The sequence below is a fragment of the Rhodoblastus sp. genome (genome assembly GCF_019449565.1).
Classification (GTDB): Bacteria; Pseudomonadota; Alphaproteobacteria; order Rhizobiales; family Beijerinckiaceae; genus Rhodoblastus.
In genome coordinates this window covers 16,305-32,821 of sequence record NZ_JAGRPM010000047.1, presented here as the reverse complement: position 1 = coordinate 32,821, position 16,517 = coordinate 16,305, and the positions used below count along the sequence as shown (strand labels likewise).

Genomic DNA, 16,517 nt, shown 5'->3' with positions numbered 1-16,517 from the left:
CTCGACCTGATCCAGGAAGGCAACATCGGCCTGATGAAGGCGGTCGACAAATTTGAATACCGCCGCGGCTACAAGTTCTCGACCTATGCGACGTGGTGGATCCGGCAGGCGATCACCCGCTCGATCGCGGACCAGGCGCGCACCATCCGCATTCCCGTGCACATGATCGAGACCATCAACAAGATCGTGCGCACCTCGCGCCAGATGCTCAACGAGATCGGCCGCGAACCGACGCCGGAGGAATTGGCCGAAAAGCTCGGCATGCCCCTGGAGAAAGTTCGAAAAGTTCTCAAGATCGCGAAGGAGCCGCTGTCGCTCGAAACCCCCGTCGGCGACGAGGAAGATTCGCATCTCGGCGATTTCATCGAGGACAAGAACGCGATCCTGCCGATCGACGCCGCGATCCAGAGCAATCTGCGCGAGACGACGACCCGCGTGCTGGCTTCCTTGACGCCGCGTGAAGAACGCGTGCTGCGCATGCGCTTCGGCATCGGCATGAACACCGATCACACGCTGGAGGAAGTCGGCCAGCAGTTCTCCGTGACGCGCGAACGCATCCGTCAGATCGAGGCCAAGGCCCTGCGCAAGCTGAAGCACCCCTCGCGCAGCCGCAAGCTGCGGTCCTTCCTGGACAATTGACGCAAAAAGCCCGCGAGTTTCGCGGGCTTTTTATTTTCTAGGACTCCGATGGCTGGCGCCGAAACATGATGCCGGCCTGCGCGCACTTGGTGGAAAACAATTCCGCGCTTCCTTCGGGCTTTTTGCCGATCGGCGCGGACCTCATTTTCCAGGCTTGGCAGCGCCCCAATGTTCATTTGATGAAATCGACGACGAGGGAAATTGGTTTGCCGTCTGATCTCATGTCCCCCGGTGGCGTCAGCATCACTGGCATGATCGATTGATCGAATGCCTCGCAAACATAGTCATGGGCGTCAAACCAGGCGTGATGCACCATGATTGTTGTGCATTTTCGTAAATTCGATGAAAGAATGAGGCGCGCAAGCTTTGCATAAGTCGGGAACCAGAGATGAGCGTCTCCTTCGGAGCCTGCCCAGCTCACTTTGATGGGGCCCACCATATCGCTCGATACGCGTCCGCCCATTGCCAGATCGCACAAAATTTTTCCGTTCGAATCGTAGACCGAGCGGTTGCGTAATAAGGAAGAGTGATAATCTGGCAAGCTAAGCCGGAATATTCCGCCAAAGCTAAGGCAGCGGTAAATGTCGTTAAATATCGTGGCGATGCATTCGTATGGAATATGCTCGAACACATCCTGAGATTGGAACCATTTTACACTATTATCATGAAATGGCATTTCATTTTTGGCATCATGAAATATATCGCGATCGAATTGCGGGTGCAAAGCGAGGCCATAGAACATACCAGATTTATATTGCAGCTCATCCGGGCCTAGGTTGCCAAAATAAATGTAATGATCTTTTATGTTTGAAAAATTCGTATTTAAAATTGTATCCATAATTTTGCTCCAGGACGCAGGATAATACACCGATCTGCCGGTCTCCGTGTCGTAGGTGATACAACTATGCTACGCTTCCTTTCGAAAGGAAACTGGCGACTCCTCATAATTTTTACGCGATGCAGTCATCCCGCCGAGGCGGCGAAGAGCCGCCACAGGGTTTCGCCTGCGGCGGCCGGGTCTTAGGCGAACGAGGCATATTGCGGGTTGTAGACATGGCTCCGTACGAGCGCTTCGATGTCGTTGGGGCGCTCCACGCGCGCGAGTCCCAGATCGAAAATCCGCGTTGCGACGCGCGTGGCCGTCTTGATCTCGGTCTCCAGAATGTTCGACTGGGGCGGGTAAAGCATCCCCTGTTTCAGAAGATCGTGGGGCACTTGGTCGGCCACGGCCTTCGCCGCTTCGATGAACAGCTCGTCGGGAACCCGGCTGGCCTCGGTCGCATAGACCGCCATGCCGATAGCGGGGAAAATGTAGAAATTATTGGCCTGGCCCGGCAGATAGGTTCTGCCGTCCAACTGGACCGGCGGGAACTGTACGCCCGCCGCAAAAATGGCCTTTCCCTTTGACCAGCGATAGGCTTCCTCGGCCGTGCATTCGGCGTGTTCGGTCGGGTTGGACAGAGCGAGAATGATCGGGCGCTCGTCGATTGCGCACATCGCTTCGACCACGTCCTTGCTGAACGCGCCGCCGATCGTGCTGACGCCGATGATCGTCGTCGGCTTGACGCTCTTGATCGCGGCGACGAAATCGCGCGTCGGCGCGTGCGGATGCGCATAGGGTCGCTGGAAATCGAACAGGTCCGTGCGCGACGATTCGAGCAGGCCGTTGACGTCGAACATGTGGACATTGGCCTGAGCCTGCTCCAGCGTCAGGCCTTGTTCCACCAAAGCCGAACACAGCAGATTGGCGAGGCCAACGCCAGCTGACCCGGCGCCGAGGAACAAATAACGTTCATCCGCGAGGCGCGTCCCCTTAAGCTTGCAGGCGTTGATCATCCCGGCGAGCGTGATTCCGGCGGTTCCCTGGACGTCATCATTGTAGACGCAATATTTGTCGCGATAACGCTGCAGGAGATGCACGGCGTCGGCGCCCGTCCAGTCCTCGAAATGCACGCAGCATTTGGGGAAGACCTCCTGGACGGCGTCCATGAATTCGTCGACGAAGGAGAACAGCTCTTCCGTCGGCGGCCGCTTGCGACGCAGGCCGAGATAAAGCGGATCCTGCAGATATTGCTCGTTGTTCGTGCCGGCGTCGAGATACATAGGCATCAGACCGCGCGGGGGCACGCCGGCCGCGGCGGTGTATAATTGCAGCTTGCCGATCGGAATGCCCATTCCATTCGCGCCGAGATCGCCAAGCCCCAAGATCCGGCCGCCATCCGTCACGCAGATGAACCGGACGTCCTCGACCGGCCAATTGCGCAGGACCTCGCGAACATGCCCACGGCGGTCGATCGAAAGATACATGCCGCGCGGCGCGCGGAAGATATGACCGAACTTGAGGCAGACTTCGCCGATGGTCGGATCGTAAACGATCGGCAGGAACCGCGCGGGATCGGACATGATCGTGCGATAGAGCAGCGTTTCGTCGTGATCGAGCAGATTGACGAGGTAGATGTAGCGGTCGAGATCCGTCGACTTGTGGCCGAGTTGCTGCAGGACGCGACGCAGCTGAAGGTCTTCGGATTCGGTGACGTCGGGCACGAGGCCGACGATGCCGAGAGCTTGGCGCTCGGCTTCCGTGAAGGCCGTCGATTTATTGAGAGCGGGATCCAGCAGCAGGTCGGCGCCGCGCTTTTTCGTAGTCGGATTGGACATGTTCTTCACCATCGCGCTTTGGCTGTGAATGGACCGCGTTATTCCGCGGCGACGTAAGGGCTGACCATCTTGGCGGGATCGACGATCCGGTCGAATTCCGCTTCCGAGACGATGCCGAGTTGAAGAGCGGCGGCCTTCAAGGTGAGGTCGTTGTCCGCCGCGTGATGCGCGATTTTGGACGCCTGATCATAGCCGATCACGGGCGCAAGCGCCGTCACCAGCATCAGGGATTGATCGACATAAGCCTTGATCCGCTGCAGATTGGGCCGGGTTCCGGCGACCAGGAACCGATTGAAATTGACGCAGCTGTCCGTCAGCAGACGGATCGATTGCGTCAGATTGTGGATGATCAGCGGCTTGTAGACATTCATCTCGAGATAGCCGCTGGCGCCGCCGAAATTGACAGCGACATCATTCGCCATGACCTGCACGGCGACCATCGTGATCGCCTCGCATTGCGTGGGGTTTACCTTGCCCGGCATGATCGAGGAGCCGGGCTCGTTCTCCGGGATCATCAGCTCCGCGAAGCCTGCGCGCGGCCCGCAGGACATCAGCCGGATATCATTGGCGATCTTGAACAGGGAGACCGCCAGCGTTTTCAAGGCGCCCGAGAGATTGACCAAAGCATTATGCGCGCCCTGGACCGTGAATTTATTGGGCGCCGTGACGAAAGGCAGGCCCGTCAATCCGGCGATTTCAGCGGCCGCCGCCTCGGCAAAGCCCGGAGCGGAATTCAGCCCGGTGCCGACCGCCGTTCCACCAAGCGCGAGACGATAAACGCCCTTCATCGCGGCCTCGATATTATCGAGGTCGTCGGACAGCATGCCGGCGTAGCCCGACCATTCCTGTCCCAATGTAAGCGGCGTCGCATCCTGCATATGCGTCCGGCCGATCTTGACGATGTCTTTCCACTCGTCGGCCTTTGCTGCGATCGCGTCGCGCAGTGCGGCGACAGCCGGCAAAAGGCTTTTCGAGACGCCGACCGCCGCCGCGATATACATGGCCGAGGGAAAGGAGTCGTTGGACGACTGCGCCATGTTGACGTGATCATTGGGATGAACCGGCGTCTTGCTGGCCAAGGGCTTGCCCGCAAGCTGGCAGCAACGGTTCGAAATGACCTCGTTGACGTTCATGTTGAACTGGGTCCCGCTGCCGGTCATCCAAACGTGCAGGGGAAACATGTCGTGATGCTGTCCGGCGAGAATTTCATCGCAGACTGCGACGATCAATTCATATTGCTGATCGGGCAGGCGTCCATCCTTGTGATTGGCGATCGCCGCGCCTTTTTTCAGGAAGGCGTAAGCGCTGATCATCTCACGCGGCATAAGGTCGACGCCGATCGAAAAATGCTCGAGGGACCGCTGCGTCTGCGCCCCCCAGAGCTTGTCCGCGGGTACGTCCACCGCGCCCAAACTATCGGTTTCAGACCGGATATTTTTCATTGGAGTCTTTCCAGGATTTCAGAGCGCCCTTTCCTCGGGCAAGACTTGCCCTGAGGGGACCTCGGTCAAGCGGCCGTCAGGGCAGGGCTGCCCCAATGATGGCGCCGTCATTCAGCGCGTTCGCAATGGGGGCGCGAACGAGGGTGGCTGGCGTCGCGGATCGCGCGTCGAAGGCGCCGTCTTCTGCGGCGCCTCGCCAACGAAATCGGAATCGTTGAATGTGTAGCGGCGCCAGGGCGCGCGGCGCGCTCCCTCGCGCACCAGCCACGGCGACTGACCTTTCGCGTTTCGCTCGCTTCACGTCCAGCTTTCCGACTCAGTTAGGTGAGCCGCCATTTTTCCACAGCGTGCGTCGGCCGCGAAGCCAAATCGCGGGAACATGTCCAATCTCCGCCGAAAAAGCTGCGGCGCGGCGGTGATCCCTTGCTGTCCGGACATTTGCCCTATGACCGAATTGAGCCCATTTCCGGCCAAAGGCGCAAACGGGGCTGGCGCCCTCCGCCATAAATGCTTAAATTGAAAAGGCGGCGCTGCGGGGTGCGTGTGGATATTTCCCCGGGGCCTTACGATCCCAACGGGAGCTGTCCCTGTCTTCGTCCGTGGACTTAGGCACATGGCGCCCACCTACCTAGTAGGTACCCGGGATCGCGTCCCACGGCTTATGCGGCCCGCACCCATTTTTTCGTGAGCTCCATGACGGATAAGGCGCAACTTCGCGCTCGATTGCGCGAGGCGCGCGCGAAAATTTCGCCCGAAGCCGCCGGGGCGGCGGCGCAAGGCGTCGCCGGACGCGCTCTCGCCTTTCTGCTTGAGAAGCTGGGCGCGCGCGACCCCGCCAGCACGCCGGTCGCACTTTACGCCTCTCTGCCGGGCGAACTTGATTCCCTGCCGCTGTTGCGCGCGCTCGCGGAAATAGGATTTCCCACTTTGCTGCCGGTCGCCGGCGCCAAGGCGACGGCGCTGGCCTTTCGCCTCTGGAAGCCGGGCGACCCTCTGGCGTGCGGCCGTTTCGGCCTGCGCGAACCGGTCGCGACGGCGCCTGAAATGGTCCCGAAAATCCTGTTCGCCCCTTTGCTCGGCTTCGACGACTCGGGAACGCGGCTCGGCTTTGGCGGCGGCTATTACGACGCCACCTTGGCGCGCCTCCGCGAAGGCGGCCTGATCGCGGCCGGAGGGCTTGCCTTTTCGCGCCAGCGAGCGGAACGGATCCCGCGTGAAAAACACGACGAGGGGCTGGATTTCGTGGTAACGGAGACGGAGGTTTTCGAGTTCACGGAATTTTCATGCGCCTCCTCTTCATCGGCGACGTAGTCGGCCGGGCCGGCCGCGCCGCCATCTCCGAACATGTTCCCAACCTGCGCCGTCAACTGGACCTCGATTTCGTGGTCGCCAATGGCGAGAACGCCGCCGGCGGCTTCGGCATCACCGAAACCATTGCGCAGGAATTCCTCAATGCCGGGGTGGATTGCATCACGCTCGGCAATCATTCCTTCGATCAGCGCGAGGCCCTGGTCTTCATCGAGCGCGCGCCGCATGTGCTGCGGCCGATGAACTATCCCGCCGGCACGCCGGGGCGGGGCGCCTGGCTTTACGAGACCGCCAAGGGCGAGCGCGTGCTGGTGATAAGCGTCATGGGCCGGGTGTTCATGGATGCGCTGGACGATCCTTTCGCGGCGGTCGAGAAGGAGCTGGGCGCCTGTCCGCTCGGGCTCGCCTGCGACGCCGCGATCCTCGACATTCACGCCGAGGCGTCGAGCGAGAAACAAGCCATGGCCCATTTCGCGGACGGCCGGGTTTCGCTGGCCATCGGCACCCACACCCATGTGCCGACCGCCGACTGGCGCATCCTGTCTCACGGCACGGCCTACCAGACCGACGCAGGCATGACGGGCGATTATGATTCCGTGATCGGCATGGACAAGGAAGAGCCGATCCGCCGCTTCACCCGCAAGACGCCGGGCGCGCGTTTCGAGCCCGCCGATGGCCCCGCGACCCTGTGCGGCCTGTTCGTCGAGACCGGCGCCGATGGCCTGGCGAAACGCGTCGCGCCCGTGCGCCTTGGCGGCGGGCTGGGGCAGGCGGTTCCCGAAGGCATGGCGCTCCCGATCAGGTGAGCCGGCCGTTTTCCGGCGGCAGCGGCTCGGGCGCCGTTTCGCCTATGGCTTGCATGATCTCGATTTCAATGGCGCGGACGAAGGAATCGAGCGGTAAATGGTTCGGCGCCAGTCCGAACGGCAGCTCCAGTTCGTCGCCAAGGGCGTCGAGGCCGAAAAAGGCATAGGCGAGCAACATGCTGAAAAAGGGCGTGAGCCAGCCCAGCGCGCCGACCAGCCCGAACGGGACGAGCAGGCAAAAAATCCAGCTGGTCCGGTGCAGCAGCAGCGAATAGGAAAAGGGCGTCGGCGTCGAATTGATGCGTTCGCAGGCGGACTGCACGGCGCTCAGGCCCTCGACATGGGCTTCCAGCATTTGCAGCGTGATTTCGCCGATGGCGCCCTCGCGCCGCGCCGAGGCGAGATCACGCGTCAGGCCCGCGAGCGCCGCCGCCGGACGGTTGCGCAGGTCGGGTAGGGCGGCGGCTTCAGGTTCCGGCAGCCAGGGCGCGAGCGCCACGACCTCGTCGCGCTCGCGCAGGCTCGCCGCCAAACAGGCCGCGAAGCCGGCGACGCGACGTAAAATGCGGCTCCGGAGCGGCGCCTCGTCCGGCAGGAAGGCGGGAATTTCGCGGGCGAGCGCCCGGGCGTGGCCGATAGCCTGGCCCCATTGCTTGCGCCCTTCCCACCAGCGGTCGTAGCAGACGTTGTTGCGGAAGCCGAGAAAGATGGACAGCACGAGGCCGAGCAAGCTGAAAGGCGCGAGCGAGATTTCCGGCAGGAGGCCGGGCCGCAACTCCGCGACGGCGGTGACCGCAAGGGCGACCGCGGCCACCAGCAGGATATGAGGCCAGATCAGCAAAACGACGGTGCCGCGAAAAGCGAACAACATGGCCGGGATATTGAGCTGCTTCTGAACGATCATGCGGCGATCCTCGCATATTTTCCCGGCCGGCTGTAATATTGGCGATCATCGGCGGAAAGCCCATCTTTTCAGCGGGGCGGCGCGCGTCTATAAGGCGCCGTCGAATTTTTCCGCTCGCCCCCCGAATTCTGCGGGGGCGGCGCGAGCGCATTTCAGCACAGGGACGAAAATGGCCGGGCATAGTCAGTTCAAGAACATCATGCACAAGAAGGGGAAGCAGGACGCGATCCGTTCAAAAGTCTTCTCCAAGCTGGCGCGCGAAATCACCGTGGCGGCCAAGATGGGCATGCCCGACCCGGCGATGAACCCGCGCCTGCGCCTTGCGGTGATCGCCGCGCGCGCGGAAAACATGCCCAAGGACAATATCGAGCGCGCGATCAAGAAGGCCTCGGGCGGCGATAGCGAAAACTATGACGAGGTGCGCTACGAGGGCTACGCTCCGGGCGGCGTCGCGGTGATCATTGAGGCGTTGACCGACAACCGCAACCGCACGGCGGGCGAAATCCGCTCGTATTTCACCAAGGCGGGCGGGGCGCTGGCGGAAACCGGCGCGGTCTCCTTCATGTTCGATCACATCGGCCAGATCGAATATGACGCCAAGGTCGCCAGCGAGGACGCGATGATGGAGGCGGCGATCGAAGCCGGCGCCGACGATGTCGCCTCCACGCCCGACGGCCACGAGATCACCACCTCGCTGGAAGGGCTGGCGGAAGTCGCGAAGGCTTTGGAGGCTACCTTCGGCGAAGCGAAAAAGTCCAAGCTGATCTGGCGTCCGCAGAATAATATCGCGGTGGACGACGAGGCCGGTGAAAAGATTTTGCGGCTGATCGGCTCGCTCGAAGACAATGACGACGTGCAGAACGTCTACGCCAATTTCGAAATATCCGACGCGCTTGTCGTCAAGATGGGCGGCTGAACGGTCGCTGCCGTCAAAAACGAAACCCCGCTTCCGGAGCGCCGGAAGCGGGGTTTTTCATTTTGAGTGTTACCGAAGAAAAACCCCGGCGGAGCGAACCGCCGGGGTCAGAAGAGCCATCAAACGCGCGGCGCTCAAAAACCCTTGTGCTCCAGCGCGGCCATGATTTCGTCCATGATCGCCGGATCGTCGATCGTGGCGGGCATGGTCCAGGCGTCGCCGTCGGCGATCTTCTTCATCGTGCCGCGCAGGATCTTGCCGGAGCGGGTCTTGGGCAGGCGCTGCACGGTGATCGCGATCTTGAACGCTGCCACGGGGCCGATCTTGTCGCGCACCAGCTTGACCAGATCCTTCTCGATCTCGATCGGCGAGCGGGTCACGCCCGACTTCAGCACCACGAAGCCGCAGGGCTGCTCGCCTTTCAGCTCGTCCTTGACGCCGATGACCGCGCATTCGGCCACGTCGGGATGGGAGGCCAGCACTTCCTCCATGCCGCCGGTCGAGAGGCGGTGGCCAGCGACGTTGATGATGTCGTCGGTGCGGCCCATGATGTAGAGGTAGCCGTCCTCGTCGACGAAGCCGGCGTCGGCGGTCTTGTAATAGCCGGGGAAGTCGATGAGGTAGGATTCCTTCATCCGCTCGTCCTGCTTCCACAAGGTAGGCAGGCAGCCAGGAGGCAGCGGCAGCTTGATGACGATGGAGCCCATCTTGCCGGCCGGAACCGGATGGCTGCCTTCATCCACGATCTGCACGTCATAGCCGGGCATGGGAACGGTCGGCGAGCCATGCTTGACGGGCAGGGCGCCCAGGCCGAGCGGGTTGCCGACAATGGCCCAGCCGGTTTCGGTCTGCCACCAATGGTCGATGACCGGCACGCCGAGAATCTGCTCCGCCCAGGCGACAGTGTCAGGATCGGCGCGTTCGCCGGCCAGGAACAGGGCGCGAAGGCTCTTTCCGACATTGTAGCGCTTGAGGTGCTCGGCGTTGGGGTCTTCCTTGCGCACGGCGCGCAGCGCAGTCGGCGCCGTGAAGAGCGAGACGACGTTATATTCCTCGATCATGCGCCAGAAGGCGCCCGGATCGGGCGTGCCGACCGGCTTGCCTTCATAGACCACGGTGGTCGCACCATAGAGCAGCTGGCCATAGATGATATAGGAATGGCCGACGACCCAGCCGACGTCCGACGCGGCCCAGAACACCTCGCCCGGCTTGACGCCGTAAAGGTTCTTCATGGTCCAGCACATGGCGACGGCATGGCCGCCATTGTCGCGCACGACCCCCTTGGGAACGCCGGTGGTGCCGGAAGTGTAGAGAATATAGAGCGGGTCGGTCGCGGCCATTTCCTCCGGCTCGACCGTGCGGCCCGCCTTGCGCGCGACGTCGACCAGCGCCTCCCAGTCTTCGTCGCGGCCAGGGATCATCGTGGCCGCTTCCTGCGGCCGCTGAAGCAGGAGCACCTTTTCCGGCTTGGAGTCCGCGAGATCGATCGCCTCGTCGAGTAGGGGCTTGTATTTCACGACGCGGTTCGGCTCGATGCCGCAGGAGGTGGTCAGAATGAGCTTGGGCTGGGAATCGTTGATGCGGGTGGCCAGCTCCTTGGAGGCGAAGCCGCCGAACACCACGGAATGAATGGCGCCGATGCGCGCGCAGGCCATTACGCCAATGATCGCTTCCGGGATCATCGGCATATAGACCAGCACGCGGTCGCCCTTGACGACGCCGAGATCCTTGAGCACAGCGGCGACCGCGTTCACCTCGGCGAGCAATTGCTCATAGGTGTAGACGCGCTTCGAATTGGCGACGGGGCTGTCGTAGATGAGCGCGGCCTGCTGCGCGCGGCCGTTCTTCACATGCCGGTCGATGGCGTTATAGCAGGTGTTGAGCGTGCCGTCGGGGAACCAGCGGCCATAGACCCCGGCGTTGGGATCGAAGGCGGTCGTCGGCGGCTTGATCCAGTCAACGTCCTTGGCGGCCTCGGCCCAGAAGGCCTGCGGATCCTTGCGCCAGGACTGATAGACTTCTTGATAGCGGCTCGCCATGTTTCCCCTCGCTCCCGTATTTTTTCGCGCCATCGTCGCGCGGCAAATTTTGCGGAAAGTGCGCTGGAACGGGCGATAAGTCTAGGATGGGGATGCTCAACCCTTCGGCTAATGTGCTTGCGGCGAAGCCCGAGCGCTCGGCTTTCTCAATTCGATTTCAGCGGATGGCGCCCGTCGTGCGTTCCCCGACCGAACCGGGGGGGATTGACGCGGCGTTAATCGAAATTTGCTTCAACTCTCAATGGGGTGGTCCTTTTTTGAAAGTCGTCGGAATGGTGGTCAAGCTTCTCGTTCGCGGCGACATTATACGCATTGCCATCATTCTTTTCACCGCTCTGTCGGTGCTCATCGCGCAATGCTTCATTGCGATGGATGTCCTATGGTCCAGTTTCGCCAAGGCTTATCTCGGAGCCGCGTTTCTGATCACGATTGGCCTCGCCTATCGTTGGCTCGGGCGTGACGCCGGCGTCGCCGCCGCCTGCCTGGTGACCGCACAGCTCGTCATTTTTTCCAGTTTCGGCGCAGTGCTCAACTATGCGGGCGCGGCGGCGCATCGTCCGCTTTATGACGCAGCCATCGCCAATCTTGACAAGGCGATTGGCCTCGACTGGCTTGGCTATGTCACCGCAGTCAAATCGAATTCAACAATCGGCGCGTTGCTAACGGCGGCCTATAATTCCACCTTGCCGCAATTGCCGGTCGCGATCGCCATTCTCGCGTTCAGCCGCAGAATCGCGCGTCTCGACGAATTCTCGATCGCTTTCATGCTTGCGGCCGTTTTGACAGTTGCGCTTTGGACGGCTTTTCCCAATCTCGGAGAACTGCAGTTTCTTTACGCCAACGGCAAGCCAGTCCCGCCGTTTCAGCTGGCGCTGTCGCGCGAGGAGGCGCTGCAGGTTTTCCGCGTGTGGCGAGATGGACCCGGAACGGTCCGATCCGAAGAAATTGTCGGTTTGATCGGAGCGCCCTCTTTCCATACCGTGATGGCGCTGTTGACAATGCGCGCCTTGTGGGGGCTCGGCTGGGTTTCCATCGCCGCCGTCGCCGTCAATGTCCTGACGCTGCTGGCTGTGCCTGCCGATGGCGGCCATCATTTCTTCGATGTCGCGGCAGGGGCTGCGGTTGCTGTGTTTGCCATCCTTGCCGCCAAAGCGCTGTTGCAGGGCAGGGACGAGCGCGAAGGATCGGTTTTCGTCGCTCCTGTCGGACAAGCGGGATAGGCTCTGCGCGTTCTCCTACGCGGATATGTCGCGAAATGAAGAACCGCCGCGAGCTTTTGGCTCGTCGGCGGCTTGGTTTCGTCTCACCTTCCGGAGCAGCGCCGCAATTTCTTACGTCTGCTGTCCGAGTTCTCGAGATTTGTGAATGGGCAATTTTGAGTTCGGAAGGATGATGTCAAGGCGCCGTTTAATGCGCCGGCGCCAGAAGGGTCTCATGACGCACTTTCGTGATTTCGTCCTTGAGGAGCAGTTTGCGTCGTTTGAGTTCATGCAGCTTGAGCTCGTCTACTGCGGGATGGAGCTCTTCCTTCTCGATATCCCGTTGAAGCGCCATGTGGCGGCGCTCGAGTTCGGCGAGATGGCTTTGCAAGGACATGCGCAACTCCTATCGATGCTTGAACGACAGGATTGTGACACGATCCACGTAACCCGCAAGGGGGAATCTTTTTGTCAAAAAGTCGTGACTTAGGGGAAGCTTAGCTATTGGCGGAGGGTTAGAGTCGCATCGGGCGCGCGGCAGCCGGATTTCTGGCTGCGCGGGGTGTCAGATTGCCTTCATTCGGCGCCAAACTGCCCTGGTGGAGCGCCAAATTGCCTCTTGGGACCGCATTGCGCCCTTATCTTGGTCTTGCTCTTGGAACCCGCCACGCACATAATCCGGCGCACGGCGCGAGGGGCGCCCAATGAAATGCCCAGCGGTTTTCGATGACCAGAGAACTGAACGAAGAAGAGCGGGCCGAATTCGTCTTTGAAGTCGAGCGTTTACGGCAGGAACACCGCGATCTTGACGCGGCCATAGACGCCTTGCTGGCGGTCGGCGCCGCCGACCAGTTGCAGTTGCAGCGGCTGAAAAAGCGAAAGCTGTTGCTTCGCGACAGGATCACCACGCTGGAAGACGCGATGACCCCCGACATCATCGCCTGAGCCTTCATCGCACTCTCCCGGAAATTTTGGCTGAAACGGAGCTTTTGGCCAGAATCCGCCTTTCCCTTTCGGGCGCTTCGCTTTAGACACTTCGCCTTCCTTTGGTCCGGGTCAGAAACAAGTGCCGAGCAGCAAGCCTCCTGTCGCCATCATCATGGGAAGCCAATCCGATTGGTCGACCATGCGCCATGCCAGCGAAACCCTGGAGGCGCTTGGCGTCGAAGCGGATGTTCGCATCGTCTCGGCCCATCGCACGCCGGAACGGCTGGTCGCCTTCGCCACCGGCGCGCGCGAGGCAGGCTTCAAAGTCGTCATCGCCGGGGCGGGGGGCGCGGCCCATCTGCCGGGCATGACCGCCGCCATGACGCCGCTGCCGGTGCTGGGCGTGCCGATCGAGTCCAAGGCGCTGTCAGGCGTGGATTCGCTTTATTCCATCGTGCAGATGCCGGGCGGCGTGCCGGTCGGGACGTTGGCGATCGGCAAGGCGGGGGCGATCAACGCCGCTTTGCTCGCGGTCTCGATCCTCGCCTTGAACGATGGAAAACTCGCGGCGCGGCTCGACGCCTGGCGCGCGAAACAGACCGGGGCGGTCGCGGAGCGTCCGAAAAAGGATGACTGAGGCGAGGCTGGCGCCGGGTGCGCGCATCGGGATCATAGGCGGCGGGCAATTGGGCCGCATGCTGGCGCTCGCTGCCGCGCGGCTCGGGCTGTCCTGCCATATTTTTACCGACCGCGACGACGATCCTGCCACTGAAGTCGCCGCCGCCGCCACGGTCGCGCGCTATGACGACGAGGCGGCCCTTGCCGTTTTTGCCGCGGCGGTCGATGTCGTGACCTATGAATTCGAAAATATCCCGGCGCGGACGGCGGAATTTCTCGCGGCCATGAAGCCCGTGCGGCCCTCGCCCTCCGTGCTGGCCCTGACTCAGGACCGGCTTGTCGAGAAGAATTTCATTTCCGGGCTGGGCATCGAGGTCGCGCCTTTTGCGCAGGTGGACGACGCCGGCGCGCTGGCGCGGGCGGTGGCGCAGATCGGCCGTCCCTCGATCCTCAAGACCCGGCGCTTTGGCTATGACGGCAAGGGCCAGGCGCTGGTCCGCGAAGGCTCGGACCTCGCCGTGGCTTTCCGCTCGCTTGGCGGCCAGCCCTCGATCCTCGAAGGCTTTGTGCCCTTCGTCTGCGAGGTCTCGGTGGTCGCGGCGCGCGGCCTCGACGGCGATTTTGTCGCCTGGGACGTCGGACGCAACGAGCACGAACATCACATTCTGGCCACGACCACCGTCCCAGCTGATATTGGCGAGGACGTCCGGCAGCGCGCGCGCGATAAGGCGAAACGCATCGCCGAGGCGCTGGATTATGTCGGTGTGCTGGCGGTGGAGATGTTCGTCGTCGAGACGCCGGCCGGCTTGAAGCTGCTGGTCAATGAAATCGCGCCGCGCGTCCATAATTCCGGCCATTGGACGCTCGATGGCTCGGTCACCTCGCAATTCGAGCAGCATATCCGCGCCGTCTGCGGTTTCCCGCTCGGCGTGACGCGCGCCCACGGCCCCGTCGAGATGCACAATCTCATCGGCGACGATGTCTATCGCTGGCGCGAGTTTTTGGAAGTGCCGGGCGCCTGTCTGCATCTTTACGGCAAGTCGGAAGCCCGGCCCGGCCGCAAGATGGGACATGTGACGATCCTCAAGGGCGCGAAATAGCTTTCGCGCCCATTGCCGAAAACTTAGGCAGCCGCCGCTCCGGCTTGCGCGCCGATGAGGACGGCGCGCTCGGCCAGCAGGGCGCGGATGCGAGGCGGCACCTGACGCCCTCCCTTGGCGCGCGGGTAAGGCAGTTCCGATATGGGCTTGCCGTCGGGATAGAGGGCCTCATGCTCGGCCCAATTGTCGAAATTGCGCCTCTCGACATTGTCCACGAAGGTTTCCGCCGGGGTATTCTCCGCCAGGATCAGCGAATGGTCCTCCAGTTCGACATGATAATAGACCCATGTGGGCGGGACTTGGGTTTCACGCCGGATCGACGTTCCATTGACGAGCGCGCCGGCGTGGAACAGGGCGCCGCCGACGAGCAAGGCGTGATCGGGCGAGAGCAGGAGATCGCGGGATGGGATGTTTTCGTCGAGCGCGCCGGCCCTGATCCGAACCGGCCAATTGCGCACCGGATCGGCGAATAGTGCGGATATTGTCTGCCGGCCGAGCCAGGCGACCGGCTTGGCGGCGCCCTCGGCCGTCAGCACGAGATCGCCGCGCTTCAGAGTCTCGACCGCGGCTTCGCCGTCCGGCGTGCGGATCATCGCGCCCGCCATGAAGCAAATGGCGATGGTGTCAATGCCGCCATTGTCGGTCACGACTATCTGGTCCATCGCCGTGCCCGACGCAAAGGCGAAGCTTTGCGACAGCGTACCGGCGGCGTTCATGATGGTGAGCGTGTCGCTGGAAATGACGTAGGTGTCGCCCGCCCCAAAAGCCTGCAAATGGATTTCGTCGCCGCCAGAAAAGCCGGTGATGGTTCCGAAATTCACCGAGGTCATGATGACAGCGGTGTCGCTGAGCGTGCCGGTCGCGCCCTGGAAGGTGACCAGCGGCTTGATCGAGAATGTGCCGACCATGGCGTCGAAGTCGATCGTCCCGCCATCGCCGATGACGAACTGCGTGGCCGCGCCCGCCTGATCGACGTTTTGCTTGAACGTGAGCGTCAGGCCGGCCGAGGCCTTGGCCGTGCCGCCGCCTTGCAACTCGGCGTCCACCGTGCCGCCGCCGGTCAGATTGCCGCCCAGAACCAGTCCGAACGCATCCGTCAGAGTCGCCGTCCCGCCATTGAGGTAGATGGTTCCGCCCGTCGTGATTTCCTGAACGCCAATGGTCAGGGAGGCGGCGGAGCCGATCTCGAGGATCTGGCTGGAATTGGTCATGGAGATCGCGGAGTTCGTCGCCGCGGCTTGCTGGATTCTGAGGTCGCCGCCCCCGACGCTGTCGATGGCGAGCTGGACCCCCGAACTCACATTCGCGAACACGTCCAGCAGTCCGCCGCTCGCCTCGACCACGCCCGCGCCGGTCAGGGCTCCGGTCGTGATGTTGATCGAGCCGTAGCCGCTGATGCCGCCGCCCGCGCCGAGCGTTATGTCCGCCGCATCGACGATGGAGCCGCCGGCGAGCGCGATGGTCCCGGACGACAGGTCGATCCCGGACGAGCCCGGCGCGTCCACGTAAAGCGTGAAGGCGGCCACGTCGAGAATATCGTCGGAGAAAATCGTCAGCGAATTGAGGGAGGGCGTGTTGGCGCCCAGACTAAGCGTCAGGCTGCCGATGCGGTTCAGAACAACGTCGTTCCCGGCTGCGGGCGCGCCGCCGGGGCCAGATCCGCCCGTCCAGAGGGAGTCGTCGTCCGCTCCGCCCCAGATTGCGCCGCCCAGCCATGTCGCAGTTGTCATCGCAAATCCCCCCAGTTCAGGAATTGTGCGGCGCTCCTGAATGACGCCTAACCCACGCCTACACTATACCTCGAAAGCGCCGCGCCCAATGGGGCTCATCACTCGCGGTTAATATCGCTAGCGAGCCTGTTGCAGGCCCTCCGGGAACGTCCTTTGCGACAGGTCGTCGCTGTTGCCTTCCGATATCGTAACGGCAACGCACGAGCTTGAATCAAGTTCCGCCGGAAGCCG

General features: G+C 62.2%; 15 protein-coding genes and 1 other RNA gene. 9 read left to right on the top strand and 7 right to left on the bottom strand.

The window, feature by feature from the left end; all coding sequences use genetic code 11:
- The coding region (locus QZ409_RS11895) for a sigma-70 family RNA polymerase sigma factor (RefSeq protein ID WP_296711239.1) at nucleotides 1-639 on the top strand (639 nt) is incomplete at its 5' end.
- Nucleotides 640-811: 172 nt separating this feature from the next.
- Here QZ409_RS11895 and QZ409_RS11890 read toward each other — a convergent pair.
- The 3 genes from QZ409_RS11890 to fumC all read right to left on the bottom strand — a co-directional run bounded on the left by QZ409_RS11890 (nucleotide 812) and on the right by fumC (nucleotide 4,739).
- Entirely contained in the window at nucleotides 812-1,477 is a 666-nt protein-coding gene (locus tag QZ409_RS11890) for a hypothetical protein (RefSeq protein WP_296711237.1), read from the bottom strand.
- A gap of 182 nt (nucleotides 1,478-1,659) precedes the next feature.
- The gene (locus QZ409_RS11885; protein WP_296711232.1) at nucleotides 1,660-3,297 is read right to left on the bottom strand and encodes an NAD-dependent malic enzyme; all 1,638 of its coding nucleotides are present in this window, start codon (nucleotides 3,295-3,297) and stop codon (nucleotides 1,660-1,662) included.
- A 38-nt stretch (nucleotides 3,298-3,335) separates the two neighbouring features.
- Nucleotides 3,336-4,739 carry a class II fumarate hydratase gene (gene fumC / locus QZ409_RS11880; RefSeq protein ID WP_296711230.1) on the bottom strand — a complete coding sequence of 468 codons (1,404 nt, stop codon included), beginning with the start codon at nucleotides 4,737-4,739 and terminating at the stop codon, nucleotides 3,336-3,338.
- 524 nt (nucleotides 4,740-5,263) lie between these two features.
- On the opposite strand from fumC, the gene ssrS reads away from it, so the two are divergent.
- From ssrS to QZ409_RS11865, 3 genes are all read left to right on the top strand, one after another.
- A non-coding RNA gene (gene ssrS, locus QZ409_RS11875) (6S RNA) lies at nucleotides 5,264-5,412 on the top strand.
- Nucleotides 5,413-5,432: 20 nt separating this feature from the next.
- Entirely contained in the window at nucleotides 5,433-6,050 is a 618-nt protein-coding gene (locus QZ409_RS11870; protein WP_296711227.1) for a 5-formyltetrahydrofolate cyclo-ligase, read from the top strand.
- The gene (locus tag QZ409_RS11865; protein WP_296711224.1) at nucleotides 6,023-6,853 is read left to right on the top strand and encodes a TIGR00282 family metallophosphoesterase; all 831 of its coding nucleotides are present in this window, start codon (nucleotides 6,023-6,025) and stop codon (nucleotides 6,851-6,853) included. The genes QZ409_RS11870 and QZ409_RS11865 overlap by 28 nt, the downstream gene beginning before the upstream one ends.
- Here QZ409_RS11865 and QZ409_RS11860 read toward each other — a convergent pair.
- Nucleotides 6,846-7,757 carry a bestrophin family protein gene (locus QZ409_RS11860; RefSeq protein ID WP_296711219.1) on the bottom strand — a complete coding sequence of 304 codons (912 nt, stop codon included), beginning with the start codon at nucleotides 7,755-7,757 and terminating at the stop codon, nucleotides 6,846-6,848. The genes QZ409_RS11865 and QZ409_RS11860 overlap by 8 nt on opposite strands.
- 169 nt (nucleotides 7,758-7,926) lie before the next feature.
- Here QZ409_RS11860 and QZ409_RS11855 point away from each other — a divergent pair, with 169 nt between their 5' ends.
- Nucleotides 7,927-8,673 carry a YebC/PmpR family DNA-binding transcriptional regulator gene (locus QZ409_RS11855; RefSeq protein WP_296711216.1) on the top strand — a complete coding sequence of 249 codons (747 nt, stop codon included), beginning with the start codon at nucleotides 7,927-7,929 and terminating at the stop codon, nucleotides 8,671-8,673.
- A 134-nt stretch (nucleotides 8,674-8,807) separates the two neighbouring features.
- Here the strand turns inward: QZ409_RS11855 and QZ409_RS11850 are convergent, their stop codons facing one another.
- Nucleotides 8,808-10,712, bottom strand: coding sequence for a propionyl-CoA synthetase (locus QZ409_RS11850; protein WP_296711212.1), 1,905 nt, complete (start codon nucleotides 10,710-10,712; stop codon nucleotides 8,808-8,810).
- A 257-nt stretch (nucleotides 10,713-10,969) separates the two neighbouring features.
- Here QZ409_RS11850 and QZ409_RS11845 point away from each other — a divergent pair, with 257 nt between their 5' ends.
- Nucleotides 10,970-11,932, top strand: a complete 963-nt coding sequence (locus QZ409_RS11845; protein ID WP_296711209.1) for a phosphatase PAP2 family protein — start codon at nucleotides 10,970-10,972, stop codon at nucleotides 11,930-11,932.
- A gap of 187 nt (nucleotides 11,933-12,119) precedes the next feature.
- On the opposite strand, the gene QZ409_RS11840 is transcribed toward QZ409_RS11845, so the two are convergent.
- Nucleotides 12,120-12,308 carry a DUF465 domain-containing protein gene (locus QZ409_RS11840; RefSeq protein ID WP_296711206.1) on the bottom strand — a complete coding sequence of 63 codons (189 nt, stop codon included), beginning with the start codon at nucleotides 12,306-12,308 and terminating at the stop codon, nucleotides 12,120-12,122.
- A 329-nt stretch (nucleotides 12,309-12,637) separates the two neighbouring features.
- On the opposite strand from QZ409_RS11840, the gene QZ409_RS11835 reads away from it, so the two are divergent.
- The 3 genes from QZ409_RS11835 to QZ409_RS11825 all read left to right on the top strand — a co-directional run bounded on the left by QZ409_RS11835 (nucleotide 12,638) and on the right by QZ409_RS11825 (nucleotide 14,556).
- Complete coding sequence (locus QZ409_RS11835; RefSeq protein WP_283366372.1) at nucleotides 12,638-12,856, top strand: DUF465 domain-containing protein; 219 nt, start codon at nucleotides 12,638-12,640, stop codon at nucleotides 12,854-12,856.
- Between the two features lie 154 nt (nucleotides 12,857-13,010).
- Nucleotides 13,011-13,475, top strand: coding sequence for a 5-(carboxyamino)imidazole ribonucleotide mutase (purE, locus tag QZ409_RS11830; protein ID WP_296711249.1), 465 nt, complete (start codon nucleotides 13,011-13,013; stop codon nucleotides 13,473-13,475).
- A complete protein-coding gene (locus QZ409_RS11825) occupies nucleotides 13,468-14,556 on the top strand; it encodes a 5-(carboxyamino)imidazole ribonucleotide synthase (RefSeq protein WP_296711196.1) in 1,089 nt (362 codons plus the stop codon). Before purE ends, QZ409_RS11825 begins: the two co-directional genes overlap by 8 nt.
- Nucleotides 14,557-14,579: 23 nt before the next feature.
- On the opposite strand, the gene QZ409_RS11820 is transcribed toward QZ409_RS11825, so the two are convergent.
- Nucleotides 14,580-16,286: a Hint domain-containing protein gene (locus QZ409_RS11820; RefSeq protein WP_296711194.1), complete on the bottom strand. Its 1,707-nt coding sequence runs from the start codon at nucleotides 16,284-16,286 to the stop codon at nucleotides 14,580-14,582.
- Nucleotides 16,287-16,517: the final 231 nt, after the last annotated feature.